Origin of the sequence: Gilvibacter sp. (genome assembly GCF_013214815.1) — a bacterium.
Taxonomy (GTDB): Bacteria; Bacteroidota; Bacteroidia; order Flavobacteriales; family Flavobacteriaceae; genus Gilvibacter.
In genome coordinates this window covers 47,905-66,595 of record NZ_JABSPU010000006.1, presented here as the reverse complement: position 1 = coordinate 66,595, position 18,691 = coordinate 47,905, and the positions used below count along the sequence as shown (strand labels likewise).

Sequence of the window (18,691 nt, the reverse complement as noted above, 5' to 3'; positions counted from 1 at the left end):
CTTATGGAATTTCTAAAGTGATGGAGATGGTAACGTTCTTGGACATGACCAAGCTACGACCACCCACGCCGTAATCGCGGCGGTTGATCTCTAGTTCACCGATCAGTCTGGTGGTATTGCCCATAGATTCTGAATACATTTTGATCACCACATTTTTGGTCACTCCTTTGATCGTTAAATTGCCTTGGAGTTCATAGGCACGGTCTGCTACTTCTCGCAAAGCAGTAGATTCAAATTCTAGGTTTGGGTATTGACTTGCATAGAAATATTCTTCTTCCAAGAGATGCTCATCTCTAGTTTTATTATCTGTATCTATGGTATTTACTGGAATGCTTACGCGCAGTTGGGTGTTTTGTAAAGCCGATAAATCTATGGTTCCGATCACGGCGCTGGAATTAAATTTCCCTTCCACATTGATTCCGAAATTTCTAATCGTAAAGGAAATATCATGGGCAATCTGGCCAAACGCTGTAGAATTGCACAGCATATATACCCCCATAAATAAAAACAACAATCTCTTCATCATAAGCAACTTAAAACAAAAGCAAGGCATTACGCCATCCTTTTATTTCTTAAAGTTAAGTCTAAATAATTGAATCCTTGCTAGGAAAGTGCTAAAAGAAAGGTCGGTATTGATCTAGGCGAAACAAGAGGGTATTGTATGATGGATCTGCAGCTTTGCGCTCTTTGTACAAAGGCAAGCTGCCCACGGCTCTATTGGCTGCACCGCTGGGAGCAGTCAAAGAAACAGTTTTGATTTGTCGGCCATCTAATTCAAAACTGTGAATTCTCGGGACCTGATTTTCCAAAACCTCTAAGGTCAATTCATGCTCTTTAAGCAAGCGTCTAAAAAAGTATTCCGGGCCATTTTTACTGTTTCCACCTGTAAAAAGCAAGGTGTCTATCTGCGTATTTTCTTTGAGATATTTTAAAAGCGGACGCAGCTCCACCTGCTCCATCCCTAAGTCTGAAGCATCTATTTTTTGTCGCTTAGCACTGTGAACAATATCACAGATAGCAATGCCGCGTTCATGCAAGAAGTCTTTGCGCTGGTCAATGGCTTTTTGAGTAGTTTCAAAAACTAAATCGAGGGCAAAAAGTTGATTGAGAATGGGCCAAAGTTGTCCGTCTATACTGCCGTAGCAAAAATTGACATCACCGACTTTGAGTTCACCCGTGCTGAATCTTGGTGGCGGCAAGGTGCCCACGATCATCTTGGTAGCACCCTTTGGAAAATAAGGAGGATAGGGATGTTTGTGAATAAACATTACAGACTGCCACGCAATTTTCTAGCCTCAGCTAAGGCTGTTCGATGAAGTTTCGAACTATCTTTTCCCATGGTAGCACCTTCTGCCAAAACTTCGTCTAAGATTTCGATGGCCTTCTCTTTATTCCCTTTATCGCTGTAATGGGCTGCGAGCTTAACACGTTCGGGATAATTAGAATAACGTCTGTCAATATTGTCAAAATAAGGCTGGGCAGCTTCTGAATTTCCATTGGCGTCCAAGGCAAGTCCATAATAGAAAGAGGCCGCCGATTTCATAAAATCGGGATGAACTTTTATACTTTCTGCTTCTTGAATGACCCACTGGCTCTCACCCTGCTGATGGAAGGCGCGAATCAATTGAATCTTAACATAAACGTCGTTTGAAAAATTTCCGCTTAGTGCATCCCGGTAGTGATCTACGGCCTCTTGATAATTACCTTGTTCTAGGAGCGCATCAGCAAGATTGACTCGATTTTGAAACGTATCTGCAAATTCTAGCTGAGCTTTAAGATCGTTGATCTTTTTGGTAGGGTTGATCACTGAGGTGAGTTCCTTCTGGATTTGTTCTACTTCTCGCTTTTGAATCATCTGTGTTAGAATGTAGACGATACTCCCAACAACGGGCAGAAAGATGATCACAAAAAACCAATAATAAGGCCTGCCTGTCTTCCAAATATGGTAGAGACAAACGCCTTGGAGTAATAGAATTAAGATATAGTAAGGCACAGCCCTAAGCTATGAAATTCTGAGGTACTATCGCGTAAATACCAATTCAGTTTCTGAGGAAAGCTCCTCAGAGAATCCGTAACCTTCTTTATTAAAGGCCTTAATATCATCCACAGTGGTTCCTTTGGTATCTATCAAATGGCGAGACATGATTCCACGTGCCGGCTTGGCGAATGTTCCAATAGTTTTGTACTGACCGTTTTTAAACTCCTTAAAGACGGGAGTGATCACTGTAGCTTTAAGTGCCTTGGTATCGATAGCCTTGAAATATTCATTACTGGCAAGATTGATCAAGATATCATCTGCCGCAAGTTCTTCATTCAACTGCTTGGTGATCTTTTGCTTCCAGAATTCGTATAAATTCTTCTTAACACCCACGGGCATCTTAGTACCCATCTCCAAACGATACGCCTGCATCAGGTCAAGTGGCTTTAGCAGGCCATAAAGCCCAGAAAGAATACGCAAATGGTCTTGTGCAAATTCAATCGCCTCCTCCTTCATAGTAAAAGCGTCCAAACCGCGATACACATCACCTGCAAAAGTGAACATCGCTGGCCTGGCATTAGAATCATCAAAGGGCAAAGACCAAGCTTGATTGCGTTCGTAATTCAGAGTAGCCAAAGCATCTGAAATATGCATCAGTTTTGACAAACTTCTTGCTGACTTCTTTTTTAGCAATTTATTGAGACGCTCCGACTCCGCTTGAAAAGCAGGTTGTGAGTGTGCTGAAGTTGGTAAGCTAGATTCTAGATCTAAAGACTTTGCAGGAGAGATTACAATTTTCACGCGGCTTTCTTTTTTGTGTCTTACAAAAATACGGAACTCTGAAAGCCGTCACAAGTGCTCTAACTAAAGCTTGTAAATGCCACTATTGGAGAAACTAATACTAGTGCATATGTTTGGCGTAGTCACGCCATTTGGCAATACACTGCTCCATATCATCAGGCAGCGGCGCCTGAAATCTCATAAGCTCTCCACTTACAGGATGCACAAAACCAAGAGTAGCGGCGTGCAAGGCTTGTCGCGGCAGGACTTTAAAGCAATTCTCTTCAAACTGCTTGTATTTGGTAAAGGTGGTTCCTTTGAGGATCTTCTCTCCACCATAGCGCTCGTCATTGAAAAGTGTGTGCCCAATATGCTTCATATGCACACGGATCTGATGTGTACGGCCTGTTTCCAAAGTACAGGAAACTAAAGTCACATAGCCTAGGCGCTCCTGAACCTTATAATGTGTAACTGCAGGCTTGCCTTTGAGTTCAGCTTCTTCTCCTAAGAAGACTGTGTTTTGCAAACGGTTTTTAGGATGTCTGCCGATATGGCCCTCCACAGTGCCTTGGTCCTCTTCCATATTACCCCAAACAAGGGCAGTATAGGTGCGTTCGGTGCTTTTATTGAAGAATTGACCTGCCAGATGTGTCATGGCCTCTTCGGTCTTAGCAACAACCAAAAGTCCACTGGTATCTTTATCAATTCTATGGACAAGACCCGGTCTGCCACTGCTGTTGTTAGGCAGGTTCTCAAAATGATAGGTCAAGGCGTTGATCAAAGTTCCGCTGTAATTCCCATGCCCGGGATGCACCACCATACCAGCAGGTTTATTGACCACCAATACGGCATCGTCTTCATAGACAATATCCAAGGGAATCTCTTCTGGCACCAACAAGAACTCATAAGGCGGATGGGCAAACATCACGGTCACTACATCATGAGGTTTCACCTTGTAGTTTGACTTTACCGGAATATCATTGACATAGATATTTCCCGCAGCTGCCGCTTTTTGAATTTTATTACGAGTGGCTTTTTCTATATAGTTCATCAAGAACTTATCTACTCGCAGAGGTTGTTGGCCTTTTTCGGCAACAAAACGATGGTGCTCGTATAGTTCTTCGGATTCTTGTTGATCTATGGGCTCTTTATCCATCGGAATCCGAATTGGAAGAGGAACTGGATCCTCCCATACGTAGATTACCCTTTCCATCACCCAACACAAGATCAATTACAGCAGTCTTTTGGACTAAAACGCCAGGCTCAATAAGTTCACCATTGTGACGCAACTGCAAAACTTCATCCTTAGCAATATAGGGTCTGTAAGTAACCTTTCCGATCTTGAATCCCATGGAGATCAAGGTCGGCTCTGCCTGTCTGCGGGTACGCCCAACTACATTGGGAATGGGCAAAGAGCGGTAATCAGATCGATTCACGGTTAGGTAAATGGTCCGGTTCTCTTTTACCATACTTCCTGCCTTGGGCAGTTGTTCAATGATGGATTGTTTGGGATACTCCGGATTGTAATTGGTAGTATCTAAGATCTCCCAGCGTAATTCCAGCTCACTCAAAGCAGAATTGGCTTCGTCAAGGGTCATTTTAGCCAGATCAGGCACCTGAATACGCTGGTCGTGATTGGTGCTTACTCTTAAATAGAACAGCAACAAAAAGACCAAAGCCACCGTTACCAATAGGGCTATGCCAAGTTGTTTTAAGAATGTTTTGGTCAGTAAGAATCTAACGAAACTCATTAAAACGAAAAGTTAATTGAAACACGAAAATACATATATTTGAGTAGATATTACAACTGCCTTAAAAATGGTTTGTTGCAAACCCAACCTCAAATTACAAACGCTATAAATCACACATTCTTATGAAGCCTGTAAAAGTTGCTGTAATCATGGGAGGCTATTCAAGCGAACACTCCATCTCCGTGGAAAGTGGCGCAACCGTAGTAAAGCATTTACAAAAAGCCCATTACGAGGTCTTTGCCGTTCATGTTGAACGCGATCACTGGTATTACTTAGATTCAAACAATAATAAGCATACTGTAGATCGAGGAGATTTTAGTTTTATGGCTGACGGGGTTAAAGTAATTCCTGATGTCATTTTCAATGTGATTCATGGCACTCCGGGAGAAGACGGCTTGATGCAGTCTTATCTGGAACTGATTGGCATTCCGCAAACCTCGTGCAATTTTTACCAGGCAGCTTTGAGTTTTAACAAGCGTGATTGTTTAGCCGTATTGAAGCAGTTCGGTGTAAAATGTGCTCAATCCTATTACCTCAACAAAGAAACCGAAGTACCCTTAGAGGAGATCGTCAAAGCTGTAGGCTTTCCCTGTTTTGTAAAACCCAATCGAGCGGGAAGCAGTTACGGCATCTCCAAAGTTTACGAGATGGAAGCGCTTCAGCCTGCTATTGACAAAGCTTTTGAAGAAGATCATCAGATCCTAATTGAAACCGCCTTAGTGGGCACTGAGGTGAGCATTGGTGCTTATGACCAAGATGGAAGGGTTCAAGTTTTGCTTCCGACTGAGATCGTCAGTGAAAATGATTTCTTTGATTATGAAGCCAAGTATTTGGGTAAATCTGACGAGATCACGCCTGCCCGAATTAGCCCAGAAGAGACCGCTCGTGCTCAGGCAGAAACGGCACGTATTTATAAACTCTTAGAAATGAGTGGATTGGTCCGTTGCGATTTTATCCTTCAAGATGGAGAACCCTACTTTTTAGAGATTAACACCAACCCAGGACTCTCTGAGGCAAGCATAATCCCAAAGCAGGCTGAGGCTGCAAATATCCCGCTGTCTGAACTGTTCTCTCAACTAGTTCAGAACGTATTGCCGCATAAATAGTATCTTAGCTTCTATGAAAAGAAAAGCTGTATTTCCCGGATCTTTTGATCCGATCACCTTAGGGCACTGTGATATCATTGAACGCGGACTGCAAATGTTTGATGAGATCGTGCTCGCCATTGGTGTAAACTCTGCAAAGAAATACACCTTTAGCTTAGAACAACGCAAGGCGTTCTTGGAAGCCACCTTTGCGGGTGAAGATCGAATCAGCATTGCTACTTATGAAACCCTTACGGTCGACTTCTGCAAGTCCGTTAACGCTCAATTTATTTTGAGAGGACTGCGCAGCACTACAGACTTCAATTACGAGCGTCCCATTGCTCAAACCAATCGCGCTATGGATAATGAAGTAGAAACGGTTTTTCTAATGACTTCTCCGAGTGTCACTCACGTTTCTTCATCCATAGTTCGTGAGATCATGAAATATGACGGCAATTACCAACATTTGGTGCCATCCGCGGTGCGTAAATAGCCACTACCTCACTTAAAGAATTACTCAAAACAAGACATAAAAAAAACCCTGCCGTTTGACAGGGTTTTTTAAACTAAGAAATAATTCTTATTGCTTCACGATTTTTGTAGTGTAGTTTCCTTCAGTAGTTTCTAAAGTAAACATGTAGATACCGTTAGAAAGACCAGAAGTGTTGATGGCTCCATTTACCATTACAACTCCAGTATCTCTACCCAATACGTCAAAAAGCTTAGCGCTAGTTACCTCAGCTCCTACAGGAACAGTAACGTTTAGCACGTCTTTTACAGGGTTAGGATACACAGATACACCTTCAAGGTTGTTGTCTGCAGTCGAAAGCGTAGCTAGTACAGCGTCACCAGAGAAAGAAACTCCAGAGATACCTTCGTTTGCAACGAATACGAACATAATGTCACCGTCGTTTACAACAGTAGTACGAACTCCGTCAGGACCAGCATCGTTGTCGAAACATCCAGCTCCAACACCACCAAGGTTGTCAGTTACTGTAAGACCAGTTGGGTCAGTTTCATCGATAGTAGTCGCGTAGTAAAGTACTGGCTCAGACAATCCAGCTGGAGTGTCGATAGAAACAGTTACAGTACCACCAGTTACAACTTCAAATTTGTAGTCTACAGAAGGAACGTTAAAGTTACATCCTACTTGACCTTCCTCTTGAGCTCCGTTAGGAACGTTTACGTCCGGATCGTTGAATGGAAGAGTCTGTACTTGGATGGCGTTTGCCATGTCCACGTTTACTTGAGCAAACGCTGCACCTCCCACTAAAAGACAGGCCAATAAAAGAGTAATTTTCTTCATGTCAATTTGTTTTAAGATTAGTTTTACTATGCTAATGTAGCATTTAAATGTTGAAACAACAAAGTGAAAAACTGATTCTTTCTTAATTTTAGACCGCATTAAAATCAACATCCATGACCCGATACTTCGCGCTTCTCTTTATTTTACTGTTATTTTCATGTAATTCCGAGGTTAAATCTGACCGAGATTTTACTACACTTTTTGAGTCCTCAAACGGCACACAAACTCCAGAATACAAAGACGTTATTTCCTACTATGACGCTTTGAGTGAAGCCTATACCTCTGTTGCTATGTATGAAATGGATCGGACAGACAGCGGAGAGCGCCTGCATTTGGTCACTTTTAATCCCAACCGCAGCTTTGACTCAGAGCTCGGCTTAGACGGGAAGCAGGTTGTGATGTTGATCAACAACGGAATCCACCCTGGCGAGAGTGATGGGATCGATGCCAGCATGATGCTTATTCGAGACTTGGCTCAAGGTAAAATCAAAGCGCCAGAAAATGTAATCATCGCAGTTATTCCAATCTATAATATAGGTGGTTCACTCAATAGAAACTCTTTTAGCAGAACCAATCAAAATGGACCTGAGGCTTATGGCTTTCGTGGAAATGCGCGCAACTATGATTTAAACAGAGATTTTATCAAAAGTGACACCTGGAATGCTTTGGCTTTTCAGAAACTCTTTGATCTGCTGGATCCCGATGTCTTCATTGATAATCACGTGAGCAACGGAGCTGATTATCAATACACCCTAACCCATCTATTTACGCAGCACAATAAACTCGGTGGGAAAGCTGGAAAATACCTCCATGAAGTTATGATGCCGGCTTTAGAAGATTCCTTAGCTGCAAAGAATTGGGACATCACTCCTTATGTGAATGTTTTCAACAGAACTCCAGAGAGCGGCTTTTCACAATTCATGGACGGTCCGCGCTATTCTACGGGCTATACTGCTCTTTACAACACCTTGGGATTGATGGTAGAAACTCATATGCTGAAACCTTATAAGGATCGCGTTGAAGGAACTTATGCGCTTATGGAATCTGTAATTGGGTTTTCTGAGGCCAATGCCGAGGAGATCAAAAATGTTAAGCGAGAAGCATGGAAAACATATAAAAGCGGGAATTACTACCCAATTTCTTGGGCTATTGACAGCAGTCAAACTACCACCTTAAACTTTAAAGGGTATGAAGGGACTTATGTCCCGAGTGAGATTACCGGCGCCAATCGTTTAAAATACGATCACGATAAACCCTTTGAAAAGCCAGTTACCTACTACAATTATTTTAAACCGACGGATTCTGTGCAGATCCCAGATCACTATATTGTACCCAAAGGTTGGTGGCGCATCCTGACGCGATTACGCGCAAACGGTGTGATCATGGATCAGTTTGACAAGGATACGACAATGATGGTAACGGCCTATCGAATTGCAGATTACAAAACCTACAATCGTCCTTATGAAGGACACTATCCGCATTACAACACCAAAGTGGAACCCTATCAGACTGAGGTGCGCATCCCAAAAGGAAGCTATCGCATCCCTGCAGAGCAAGAAGCGGTTCGATATCTTTTAGAAACTTTGGAGCCTGCGGCTATTGACTCCTTTTTCAACTGGAATTTCTTTGATACGGTATTGCAACAGAAAGAAGGTTTCTCACCTTATGTATGGGAAGACCTCGCCTTGGAATTCTTGAATGAAAACCCCGAGATCAAAGCAGAATTTGAAGCTAAAAAAGCAAATGACGAGAACTTTGCCGGTAATTGGTATGCACAGTTAGATTGGCTACATAAGAACTCGCCCTACTACGAGGCCGCACACTTACGCTATCCGATCTACCGGGTGAGTCGTTAAATACTCTTTGGGAAATAGCAGTTTGATGTTTTCATAGCTTCCTTGAAGGGCCTTTTGTGTCTGAGCAAAGTTTTTCCACTTGGCTTTTTCAATACCTTCTTTGGCCTGGGGTTTTAAAGATCCATCATAGCCTGTTGACATTTCAAACCAATAAGTGATCTTCAAACGACGCTCTCCGTTGCGCTTAAAGACGTGGTAGGTCTTTTGGATAAAACGAGTCACCTCTAATTTCTTTGCCCCGGTTTCCTCGCGCACCTCTCGAATTGCAGCTTGCTCTGGCGTCTCACCTTTTTCTAATCCACCCTTGGGTAAATCCCATTTCTTGTTGCGGTAAATGAACAGGATCTCTTTGCGGTCGTTGTATACCAAACCGCCACCAGCTTCTACAACTTTGAGCTTTTTGCGCAGGTGAAGTTCTAATTTCTCCGGATCGGAATGATAGAGATTCACGTGGGTGAGTTTACCCTTTTCTATCATCTTGATAAGCTTTTTGAATCGGACCAATTCAATCGGAATGGAGACGTATTCTTTACCGATAAACTTCTCTGTGGAAAGTATCACCGGGATCTCATTAATAAAAACTTTGTAATACATTTGCAAAATGATATTGAAAAAGGACACGGCGCAAAAAACCGCAGAACTTCTGTTACAAATTAATGCAATAAAATTGCAACCACAAAACCCTTTTACATGGGCTTCGGGTTGGAAATCTCCAATCTACTGTGACAACAGAATCACGCTTTCCTATCCGCATATTCGCAACTTCTTAAGAGAGCACTTAGCCAGTCAGATCGAGGAATTATACGGAAAACCAGACGTAATTGCCGGAGTGGCTACTGGAGCCATTGGGATTGGTATGTTGGTTGCCGATTATATGAATTTACCTTTCATTTATGTCCGTCCGGAGCCTAAAAAGCACGGCCGCCAAAATCAGATCGAAGGTATTTTGGAAGAGCATCAATCTGTTGTAGTTGTAGAAGATCTGATCAGTACAGGAAAGAGCAGTTTGAATGCGGTTAAAGCTTTAAGAGCTGCCAATGCGCAAGTCAAAGGAATGTTGGCATTATTTTCGTACGGCTTTGATACGGCGACCGATAATTTTAAGGACGCCGATGTACAGCTTCACACCTTGAGTAACTATCAACATTTGTTGCAACAAGCGGAGAAAGCTAAGTACATCACCAAAGACGAATTAGAAACCTTAGAAAAGTGGCGCAGCAATCCCGCCCAATGGATGCAATAAATTATGAATCTAACAAGCAAGACGGTAACCCTAGATAAATCTGCTCAAGAAGTTTGTGAATTTTTGACTGACGTAAAAAACTTTGAGCAACTCATGCCAGAGAATACGGCGAAGTTTGAGTTGATCGGAGATCAAGCGTTTGTATTTGCGCTCAAAGGAATGCCAGAGATTGCTCTTGAGCTCAAAGAGATCAACGCACCTAGCCAAGTGGTACTCGGAGCCAAAAGTGACAAACTTCCTTTTACCCTTACCGCAAATATTGAAGAACTTGAGGCTAGCAAATCAGCTACAACCCTTGAATTTGAAGGGGATTTCAACGCCATGATGGCCATGATGATCAAAGGGCCTATCAACTCCTTTTTAGAGGCCTTGACAGACAATCTTCAAAACATCTAATAGATCATTTCTATCGCCTTGACGGCATAATGATGGACGGAATCGTCCTCCATTTGTAATTCCAGATCGCCCTCTGGAGTGACTCCTTTTACCAAAGCTGTAAAGGGTGCTTCACCGGCAATCCGGAAACTTGCAGCCTGCCCTCTTTTGAAAAGCGCAGCTAAATATTGCTGATACCACTGCTGTTGATCCGCTACTCGGAAATCATCAAAATAAGTGTATATCTGACCTGCGATACGCATGCCTAATTCTTCCAGGTCGTAATGCTTATCCGTGATCTGCTTTAACGAGTTAGCTCGAGGTAAATCATCTGGGAGGTCATTATTTACATTCAAACCAATACCAATTACACGGTGGACCGGCTTTCCTCCAGACCAGATGTTTTCAATCAAGATGCCACCGATCTTCTTCTGGTATGACATAATGTCGTTGGGCCACTTAATACTGACAGCAGGAATTTGCAGAGCGTCCAGTTGTTTTTTTATAGCCAAGGCCACTACCATTTGTGGCATGAAAGGGAAGACCTCCGGATGCTGCTCAAAACGCCTGTACAGGCTAAAAGTGAGGCTTTCCCCTGCTTTGGAATACCAATGGTTTCCGTGCTGGCCACGACCTTGGGTTTGATCATGAGCAATCACCACGCTAGCCGCACAGTCTACCCCAGTCTTTACGAGGGCTTTCAGGTAGTCGTTTGTGGAAAGGGTGGCATTAAGTTTGATTAGCTTCAAGGTAGGATCTTAAATATTGTGTTAATCTTAATTGGATGACGTCTTTAAGGAACGAAAAAAGTAATAACTTTGCATAAATAAACCGATTTAATGTCAAAAAAAGAAGTAGGAACAGATCAATTAATAACTCAAATAATACGGGGAATTGAAGAGGTAAAGGGACAGGATATAGAAATCCTAGACCTGAGAGAGATTGAGAATACGGTCTGCGATTATTTTATCATTTGCAACGGTACCTCGAATACACAAGTCAATGCAATTGTGAATTCCGTTCAAAAATCGGTGAGCAAAGAGTTGCGTGAGAAGCCTTGGCATACAGAAGGAACTGAAAATGCCGAATGGGTTTTGATAGACTACGTTCATGTAGTGGTTCACGTATTCCAGAAACACATTCGAGAGTTTTACGATATAGAAGGCCTTTGGGGTGATGCACACTCCATTAAAATCGAATCTACTTACTAAAAGCAGACCATGTCGGAGGAAAAGAAAAACAACGAAACAAAAAAGCCCAAGTTCAGCCCTTACTGGATTTATGGGATTATTATAGTAGTATTATTGAGCATCCAATTTATGGGTGGAAACAGCTGGTCCAAACCGCCGGCCACAACGCAAGAGGAATTTTTAGATTTCATGCGTGAGGGCGATGTGCAGGAATTGGTCGTAGTTGCCAACACCCGCAAAGCACGAGTTTACCTTACTCCGGATGCTAAACTGAAGGACATTCACCAAAAGACTGAGACTAATTCGTTCCGCGTGAGCTCTGCTACCGCGCCGGATTACGAATTTCAATTTGGAGATCCTACATTTTTTGAAGAGCGCATTGTAGAGATCAATAACGAACTCAAGGAAGATGGAAAATCTGTGACTTCTGTAAAAAGAACTACAGAAGAGAGTGTCTTGAGTGACATTTTGATCAGCTTACTTCCTTTTGCCATCATCATTGGTATTTGGATCTTGATCATGCGACGCATGTCTGCAGGAGGTGCCGGAGGCGCAGGAGGACAGATCTTCAACATTGGAAAGTCTAAAGCAAAGCTATTTGACCAGAACACAGAAGTAAAGACCTCTTTTAAAGATGTTGCTGGTCTTGAAGGTGCTAAAGAAGAAGTACAAGAGATCGTTGATTTCTTGAAGCATCCTGAAAAATACACCTCTCTTGGGGGTAAAATTCCAAAAGGAGCCTTACTTGTAGGACCTCCGGGTACTGGTAAGACCTTATTGGCCAAGGCCGTTGCGGGTGAGGCTAAAGTGCCTTTCTTCTCTCTGTCTGGTTCTGACTTTGTGGAGATGTTTGTAGGTGTAGGTGCTTCTCGTGTGAGAGACCTGTTCAAACAAGCTAAGGAAAAATCACCGTCTATCATCTTTATTGATGAGATCGATGCAATCGGTCGTGCCCGTGGAAAGAGCAATTTCTCCGGATCTAATGACGAACGTGAAAACACTTTGAACCAGCTCTTAACGGAGATGGATGGTTTTGGAACCAACACCAATGTGATCGTGTTGGCTGCGACTAACCGCGCCGACGTACTGGACAAAGCCTTGATGCGTGCCGGACGTTTTGACCGTCAGATCTATGTGGATCTGCCAGACGTTCGCGAGCGTAAAGAGATCTTTGAGGTACACCTCAGACCGATTAAAAAACTAGAAGAATTAGATACCGATTTCTTGGCCAAGCAAACGCCTGGATTCTCGGGAGCAGATATTGCCAATGTGTGTAATGAAGCGGCTTTGATCGCAGCGCGTAAAGGCAAAAAAGCTGTTGGTAAGCAGGATTTCCTAGATGCGGTTGACCGTATTGTCGGAGGGCTTGAAAAGAAAAACAAGATCATCACCCCAGAAGAGAAAAAAGCCATTGCCTTCCACGAAGCCGGTCACGCAACTGTGAGTTGGATGTTGGAACACGCTGCGCCTTTGGTAAAGGTTACCATTGTTCCTCGCGGACAATCATTAGGAGCTGCTTGGTATTTGCCAGAAGAACGTCTTATCGTTCGTCCTGAACAAATGCTGGATGAGATGTGCGCCGCCATGGGTGGTCGTGCTGCTGAGGAAGTGATCTTCGGAAAAGTATCGACGGGTGCCTTGAGCGATTTGGAAAAAGTGACCAAACAAGCACGCGCCATGGTAACTATCTACGGTTTGAACGATAAGATCGGAAACCTAACCTATTACGATAGCAGTGGGCAAACCGATTACAACTTCTCCAAGCCTTACTCTGAAAAAACTGCAGAGATGATTGACAAAGAGATCTCCAATATCATTGAGACTCAATACAACCGTGCTGTTGACCTGTTGAAGAAGCACAAAGACAAGCTCACCGAGTTGGCTAATGTGTTGTTGGAGAAGGAAGTGATCTTTAAAGACAACTTAGAACTGATCTTTGGAGAGCGTCAATGGCCAAAAGTGGAGACGATTCCAGTAGATTCAGAATAGTTTAACCACAAATAAGCGTTATATAATCTTAAAGTTGGGGCCATAGGCTCCAACTTTTTTTTATCTTTGAGGTTATACGTTTCAAATCCCCATCAAGAAGCACCTATGAGTCTGTTTAAAAGACTGTTGAATCCAAAGTCCGGTAAGTCCAAAACTACCGAGGATACATCATTGGACAAACAGCACAGTAAGTACTACCCAGAGAAACAACTTCCCATAGACGAAAAATTCACTTACAATTTCCGCAGAAACGGCGGTAAGTTCTTGTATTGTGAGAATTTAGAAGAGGTACTGCAAAGCTTTGATAATATCTTGATGGAGAACGATTGGTATGAAGCAGAAGCCTTTTGTATTGACCAGCAACTCATGGAGCGTTTTGACGGCTTTAACCTGCAGTTTGGCACCAAGAACGGCAGCAAGTTTTTCTTGTCGCGATGTGAATCGCTGATAGCGAATAACGGTTCCGTTTTGATCTCTTCCAATCAGATCCGCGAAAAGAAACTAGACGAACTGCCCACCAACTTTATCATCTTCTCAACTACCAGTCAGCTGGTTGATAATATCGGCGAGGGATTGCGACAGATCAAAGACCGCAACAAGAACAAAATCCCAACGAACATTACCACCATTCAGGATTTTGAAACCCAAAAGGAAAAGGATTTCATGAGCTACGGAAGTACAACAAAAAACCTATATTTGTTGCTTCTGGAAGACTTATAGCATGAACGACCTTTTGATTCGCACCGCTTCAGGAGCGCTCTATATCGCCCTACTTTTAGGGTCGTTACTGTGGTCAAAAATTGCCTTTCTCATAGTAGTATTTGTATTTGGAGTTTTAGTGAGCTTGGAATACTGCCGTTTGAACAAATTCCCCGTATGGATAGGCATTCCACTCTTGGCTGTTTTAGCAGGAGTACTGCATTGGGTAGTTCCAAGTTGGGTGGATCCAACCTTGATCGTCAGCTTCAATATTGTGGTAAATTTAGCCTTACTTTATTGGCTTTTTAAAGCTGATGGTGTTTTAATTCCAGCCTTAAAACCTTTGGTATTTCTTGGTTATTTATGTCTAGGAATAGGCTCCTTGTCCTTATTGCCTTTAGACAATGAAGTCTTCAACTACAAAGTAGTTATCGCCGTATTTCTGATGCTTTGGGCCAATGATAGTTTTGCCTATTTGGTCGGACGCAATTTTGGAAAGACCAAACTCATGGAACGCGTTTCCCCTAAAAAAACCGTCGAAGGCTTTTTAGGAGGAGCCCTGGGAGCAATTGGAATAGGCATTGCCGCACACATGATCTACGGAGTTTATGGGCTTTGGAACTGGATTATCTTGGCGGTCATTGTGGTCGTTTTTGGAACTTTAGGCGACTTGGTTCAGTCTAAAATGAAGCGCGAAGCTGGTGTGAAAGACAGCGGCGTGATCATGCCTGGACACGGCGGACTTTACGACCGTATGGATAGTCTCATTTATGCAGCGCCATTTGTCTATATATTCTTAATTTTGAACTGTTATGTTTCATAAGGAAGGAAATACAATTATTCTTGCCAGTTTAGTGCTCTGCATTGCCTCAGTACTCACTGTGGATCAATTTGTGGAGCTCCCCTGGTTGCGCTATTCGCTGATGGGTACTTTTTTAGTTCTATTGATTCTGATCTTGCAATTCTTTAGAAACCCCAAAAGGAATTTCTCTGAAGATGCTGACGCAGTATTCTCTCCGGTGGATGGCAAAGTGGTGGTCATTGAAGAAGTTGAAGAACCCGAATACTTTCAAGGCAAACGCAGACAGGTTTCTGTGTTTATGTCTCCACTCAATGTCCACGTTACGCGCTATCCAGTAGGTGGTGATATCGTATACAGCAAATACCATCCAGGAAAGTATCTAGTAGCTTGGCACCCCAAAGCCTCTGAAGAAAATGAACGCACCACTGTCGTAGTAAAGAGCGAGCAATTTGGCGATGTATTACACCGTCAGATCGCAGGCGCTTTGGCCAAACGCATCGTGAATTATGCAGAAGAAGGTCAGCGAGCAGACCAAACTGCAGATAGCGGTTTCATCAAATTCGGATCTCGTGTGGATGTGTTCCTGCCTTTAGACGCAAAAATTGAGGTCAGCCTCAATCAGAAAGTAAAAGGTGGACTCACAGTGCTGGCACGCGCATGAACTCAGAAGATTTAGATAAAGCCTTTGAAGACGCCGTGGAAACCATCAACAGCCACGAGCAACCCTTTCCTGCTGATTTCTTACTCAGACTCTACGCCTATTACAAGGTAGCAACCAAAAACAGAGAGTTGCCCAGCAGTTCCAGACCCCTGATCAATGCTTTTAAGACCAATGCTTTATTTCAAGTCCAAAACATGACTCCGGATGAAGCCAAGCAAAAGTATATTGACGCAGTGAACCACTACCTCCTGTACCGCAAGTAATTATTGTAAACCGGCTAAACTGGCTTTAAGCGTCTCGATCTTTGCCAAGGCGTCTGCTTCTTTTTTGCGTTCCACAGCAACCACTTGCTCCGGAGCATTATTCACAAAACGCTCGTTGCTCAACTTTTTCTGAACACTCTTTAAAAAGCCTTCGGTATAGCTGAGTTCCTCTTGGATTTTAGCGATTTGCGCTTCTACATCAACAGCCCCGCTGATCGGTACAAAATACTCGTTCGCTTTAACTCTAAAGGTCAAAGCTCCATCTACCGCCTCTCCGTGAGAGATGTTTAGAATATTTCCGAGTTTTTGGATCACAGGCTCAAAGGTGCGCCCTTGCTTTTCATTATCAGCAATAACAAGATCAACCGTTTCTTTAAAAGCGATCTGATTGTTCTTTCTGATGGTACGCACGCCAGATACTACCTCCATCGCAAAGTCAAAATTCGCAATGAATTCGGCATCAAAATCTTCGTGTTTTGGCCAGCTGGAAACAATTAGAGCTTCCTCTGCAGAACGCTCCGCGATATCGTGCCAAAGCTCTTCCGTCAAGAACGGAATGAACGGGTGTAAGATGCGTAAGTTATCCTCAAAGATCGCAATGGCTTCACGATAGGTCTGCGCAGAAGCAGGCTCCCCGTAAGGCGGCTTGATCGCCTCCAACATGGTGGAACAGAAATCATCCCAAACCAAACGGTAAGTTTCCATAAGCGCCGTTGAAATACGGTATTGCTTAAACTCACTTTCTACGGTGCGCAATACTTGTTGGAAACGGTTGCGGTACCATTGTAACGCCAAGCTTTCGGCTTCTGTTTGTTTTCTGTCCTCAGAAACTTCCCAACCTTGGATCAGTCGGTAAGCATTCCAGATCTTGTTGACAAACTTGCTTCCTTGCTCGCAGAGATCCACATCAAACATCAAGTCGTTTCCTGCCGGGGAACTCAACAACATTCCAACACGAACGCCATCGGCTCCGTATTTATCCATAAGAAGAATCGGGTCTGGTGAATTACCCAATTGCTTACTCATCTTTCTGCGTTGCTTGTCGCGAACAATACCGGTAAGATAAACATTGCTAAATGGCTTAGCATCGCGGTATTCGTATCCGGCAATGATCATACGGGCAACCCAAAAGAATAGGATCTCAGGAGCCGTTACCAGATCATTGGTCGGGTAGTAATATTCAATTTCTTTATTCTCTGGCTCCAGGATTCCGTTAAAAACAGAGATTGGCCACAGCCAGCTAGAGAACCAAGTATCCAAGGCATCTTCATCCTGACGCAGGTCTGCAGCCGTCAAAGCAGCATTACCACTTTTTTCTTGAGCCAGTTTTAGTGCCTGGTCAGCAGTTTTTGCAACTACAAAATCTTGTTTGTCAGCTCCGTAATAGTAGGCAGGAATCTGATGTCCCCACCATAACTGACGAGAGATGTTCCAATCGCGAACATTCTCCATCCAGTGTTTATAGGTGTTGATAAATTTTCCAGGAACCAAAGCGACATCTTCTTTAAGAACAGCATCCAAAGCGGGAGCGGCTAGGTCTTTCATCTTCAAGAACCACTGATCGCTCAGTTTAGGTTCAATCACAGCGCCAGTTCGCTCAGAAGTACCTACTTTGTTGGTGTAGTCTTCTGTCTTTACCAAATGGCCTAATTCTTCAAGCTCCTTAGTAATTCCTTTGCGCACCGCAAATCGATCCTGCCCTTGGTAATGCATTCCGTGTGCATTCAAGGTTGCATCGTCATTAAAAATATCTATGATCTCTAATCCATGCTTGTCTCCGAGCACCTTATCGTTCTCATCGTGTGCAGGCGTTACCTTTAAGCAACCTGTACCAAACTCCATATCTACGTATTCATCCTCAATGATCGGGATCTCACGGTTGCAGATCGGCACAATTGCCTTCTTACCTTTCAAATGAGTAAAGCGCTCATCGTTAGGGTTGATACAGATCGCAGTATCTCCTAGAATGGTTTCCGGACGCGTTGTAGCAATGGTCAAGGTATCGTCTGAACCAGCTACTTTATAGGAAACGTAGTAAAGCTTCCCTTGTTTCTCTTGATAGATCACCTCTTCATCAGAAAGGGTGGTCTTGGCCTGAGGATCCCAATTTACCATGCGGTAACCGCGGTAGATCAATCCTTTATTGAACAGATCCACAAAAACGTGGATCACGGACTCCGACATATCGTCGTCCATGGTGAATTTGGTGCGCTCCCAGTCACAAGAGGCTCCCAAACGCTTTAATTGCTCTAAAATGATCCCGCCGTGTTTATGGGTCCACTCCCAGGCGTGCTTTAAGAATTCATCACGGGTCAGGCTGCTTTTCTCGATTCCTTCGGATTTGAGTTTAGCAACAACTTTAGCTTCTGTAGCAATAGAAGCGTGATCCGTTCCAGGTACCCAACAGGCATTGTAACCTTCCAAGCGCGCTTTGCGTATAAGCACATCTTGAATGGTATTGTTAAGCATGTGTCCCATATGCAGGACTCCAGTCACATTTGGTGGTGGAATTACGATGGTGTAAGGCTCTTTCTCGTTGACTTCAGAATGAAAATATCCCTGATCCATCCAGTAGTTATACCACTTCTGCTCTACCTCCTTAGCGCTGTATTTTGCTGCTAATACCATTTTGGTCTGATTTTTGAACTCTATAAGGCAGCAAAAGTAGTTATATACTCAAGAATTTAAAAGCTATTAGGCGATTTTTGGACAA

21 protein-coding genes are annotated in these 18,691 nt (G+C 43.3%); 11 read left to right on the top strand and 10 right to left on the bottom strand.

Features of this window, described 5'->3' with window-relative positions; genetic code table 11:
- Position 1: 1 nt before the first annotated feature.
- The 6 genes from HRT75_RS02560 to HRT75_RS02535 form a co-directional block, all read right to left on the bottom strand.
- Positions 2-526: a YceI family protein gene (locus tag HRT75_RS02560; RefSeq protein WP_291182442.1), complete on the bottom strand. Its 525-nt coding sequence runs from the start codon at positions 524-526 to the stop codon at positions 2-4.
- Between the two features lie 88 nt (positions 527-614).
- The gene (locus HRT75_RS02555) at positions 615-1,268 is read right to left on the bottom strand and encodes a uracil-DNA glycosylase family protein (protein WP_291182441.1); all 654 of its coding nucleotides are present in this window, start codon (positions 1,266-1,268) and stop codon (positions 615-617) included.
- Positions 1,268-1,906 (bottom strand): tetratricopeptide repeat protein, encoded by a 639-nt coding sequence (locus HRT75_RS02550; RefSeq protein WP_291182440.1) that lies wholly within the window; start codon positions 1,904-1,906, stop codon positions 1,268-1,270. The genes HRT75_RS02555 and HRT75_RS02550 overlap by 1 nt, the downstream gene beginning before the upstream one ends.
- Positions 1,907-2,020: 114 nt before the next feature.
- Positions 2,021-2,779 carry a peroxide stress protein YaaA gene (yaaA, locus tag HRT75_RS02545; RefSeq protein ID WP_291182439.1) on the bottom strand — a complete coding sequence of 253 codons (759 nt, stop codon included), beginning with the start codon at positions 2,777-2,779 and terminating at the stop codon, positions 2,021-2,023.
- A gap of 100 nt (positions 2,780-2,879) precedes the next feature.
- On the bottom strand, positions 2,880-3,914 hold the full coding sequence (locus HRT75_RS02540; protein WP_291182438.1) for an RluA family pseudouridine synthase: 1,035 nt from the start codon (positions 3,912-3,914) through the stop codon (positions 2,880-2,882).
- Positions 3,907-4,509, bottom strand: coding sequence for a PASTA domain-containing protein (locus HRT75_RS02535; protein ID WP_291182437.1), 603 nt, complete (start codon positions 4,507-4,509; stop codon positions 3,907-3,909). The genes HRT75_RS02540 and HRT75_RS02535 overlap by 8 nt, the downstream gene beginning before the upstream one ends.
- A gap of 122 nt (positions 4,510-4,631) precedes the next feature.
- On the opposite strand from HRT75_RS02535, the gene HRT75_RS02530 reads away from it, so the two are divergent.
- Both HRT75_RS02530 and coaD read left to right on the top strand, forming a co-directional pair.
- Positions 4,632-5,615: a D-alanine--D-alanine ligase gene (locus HRT75_RS02530; RefSeq protein ID WP_291182436.1), complete on the top strand. Its 984-nt coding sequence runs from the start codon at positions 4,632-4,634 to the stop codon at positions 5,613-5,615.
- Between the two features lie 13 nt (positions 5,616-5,628).
- Complete coding sequence (coaD, locus tag HRT75_RS02525; RefSeq protein WP_291182435.1) at positions 5,629-6,087, top strand: pantetheine-phosphate adenylyltransferase; 459 nt, start codon at positions 5,629-5,631, stop codon at positions 6,085-6,087.
- 87 nt (positions 6,088-6,174) lie between these two features.
- Here the strand turns inward: coaD and HRT75_RS02520 are convergent, their stop codons facing one another.
- Entirely contained in the window at positions 6,175-6,900 is a 726-nt protein-coding gene (locus HRT75_RS02520) for a T9SS type A sorting domain-containing protein (RefSeq protein ID WP_291182434.1), read from the bottom strand.
- Positions 6,901-7,013: 113 nt separating this feature from the next.
- Here HRT75_RS02520 and HRT75_RS02515 point away from each other — a divergent pair, with 113 nt between their 5' ends.
- Complete coding sequence (locus HRT75_RS02515) at positions 7,014-8,756, top strand: M14 family metallopeptidase (RefSeq protein WP_291182433.1); 1,743 nt, start codon at positions 7,014-7,016, stop codon at positions 8,754-8,756.
- Here the strand turns inward: HRT75_RS02515 and HRT75_RS02510 are convergent.
- Positions 8,724-9,350, bottom strand: a complete 627-nt coding sequence (locus HRT75_RS02510; RefSeq protein WP_291182432.1) for an NUDIX domain-containing protein — start codon at positions 9,348-9,350, stop codon at positions 8,724-8,726. The two genes, HRT75_RS02515 and HRT75_RS02510, sit on opposite strands and share 33 nt — an antisense overlap.
- A gap of 7 nt (positions 9,351-9,357) precedes the next feature.
- Between HRT75_RS02510 and pyrE the strand changes: the two genes are divergently transcribed.
- Both pyrE and HRT75_RS02500 read left to right on the top strand, forming a co-directional pair.
- Entirely contained in the window at positions 9,358-9,999 is a 642-nt protein-coding gene (gene pyrE, locus HRT75_RS02505; protein ID WP_291182431.1) for an orotate phosphoribosyltransferase, read from the top strand.
- 3 nt (positions 10,000-10,002) lie between these two features.
- The gene (locus HRT75_RS02500; RefSeq protein ID WP_291182430.1) at positions 10,003-10,395 is read left to right on the top strand and encodes an SRPBCC family protein; all 393 of its coding nucleotides are present in this window, start codon (positions 10,003-10,005) and stop codon (positions 10,393-10,395) included.
- Here HRT75_RS02500 and HRT75_RS02495 read toward each other — a convergent pair.
- Entirely contained in the window at positions 10,392-11,123 is a 732-nt protein-coding gene (locus tag HRT75_RS02495) for a biotin--[acetyl-CoA-carboxylase] ligase (protein ID WP_291182429.1), read from the bottom strand. The two genes, HRT75_RS02500 and HRT75_RS02495, sit on opposite strands and share 4 nt — an antisense overlap.
- A gap of 90 nt (positions 11,124-11,213) precedes the next feature.
- Between HRT75_RS02495 and rsfS the strand changes: the two genes are divergently transcribed.
- From rsfS to HRT75_RS02465, 6 genes are all read left to right on the top strand, one after another.
- Complete coding sequence (gene rsfS, locus HRT75_RS02490) at positions 11,214-11,585, top strand: ribosome silencing factor (protein ID WP_272832711.1); 372 nt, start codon at positions 11,214-11,216, stop codon at positions 11,583-11,585.
- A 9-nt stretch (positions 11,586-11,594) separates the two neighbouring features.
- The gene (gene ftsH, locus HRT75_RS02485; protein WP_291182428.1) at positions 11,595-13,553 is read left to right on the top strand and encodes an ATP-dependent zinc metalloprotease FtsH; all 1,959 of its coding nucleotides are present in this window, start codon (positions 11,595-11,597) and stop codon (positions 13,551-13,553) included.
- Positions 13,554-13,658: 105 nt separating this feature from the next.
- Positions 13,659-14,273 (top strand): LUD domain-containing protein, encoded by a 615-nt coding sequence (locus tag HRT75_RS02480; RefSeq protein WP_291182427.1) that lies wholly within the window; start codon positions 13,659-13,661, stop codon positions 14,271-14,273.
- 1 nt (position 14,274) lies between these two features.
- Positions 14,275-15,075 (top strand): phosphatidate cytidylyltransferase, encoded by an 801-nt coding sequence (locus HRT75_RS02475; RefSeq protein WP_291182426.1) that lies wholly within the window; start codon positions 14,275-14,277, stop codon positions 15,073-15,075.
- Positions 15,065-15,715, top strand: coding sequence for a phosphatidylserine decarboxylase family protein (locus tag HRT75_RS02470; protein WP_291182425.1), 651 nt, complete (start codon positions 15,065-15,067; stop codon positions 15,713-15,715). The genes HRT75_RS02475 and HRT75_RS02470 overlap by 11 nt, the downstream gene beginning before the upstream one ends.
- The gene (locus HRT75_RS02465; protein WP_291182424.1) at positions 15,712-15,978 is read left to right on the top strand and encodes an acyl-CoA-binding protein; all 267 of its coding nucleotides are present in this window, start codon (positions 15,712-15,714) and stop codon (positions 15,976-15,978) included. The genes HRT75_RS02470 and HRT75_RS02465 overlap by 4 nt, the downstream gene beginning before the upstream one ends.
- Here the strand turns inward: HRT75_RS02465 and HRT75_RS02460 are convergent, their stop codons facing one another.
- Positions 15,979-18,606, bottom strand: a complete 2,628-nt coding sequence (locus HRT75_RS02460; RefSeq protein ID WP_291182423.1) for a valine--tRNA ligase — start codon at positions 18,604-18,606, stop codon at positions 15,979-15,981.
- Positions 18,607-18,691 lie beyond the last annotated feature (85 nt).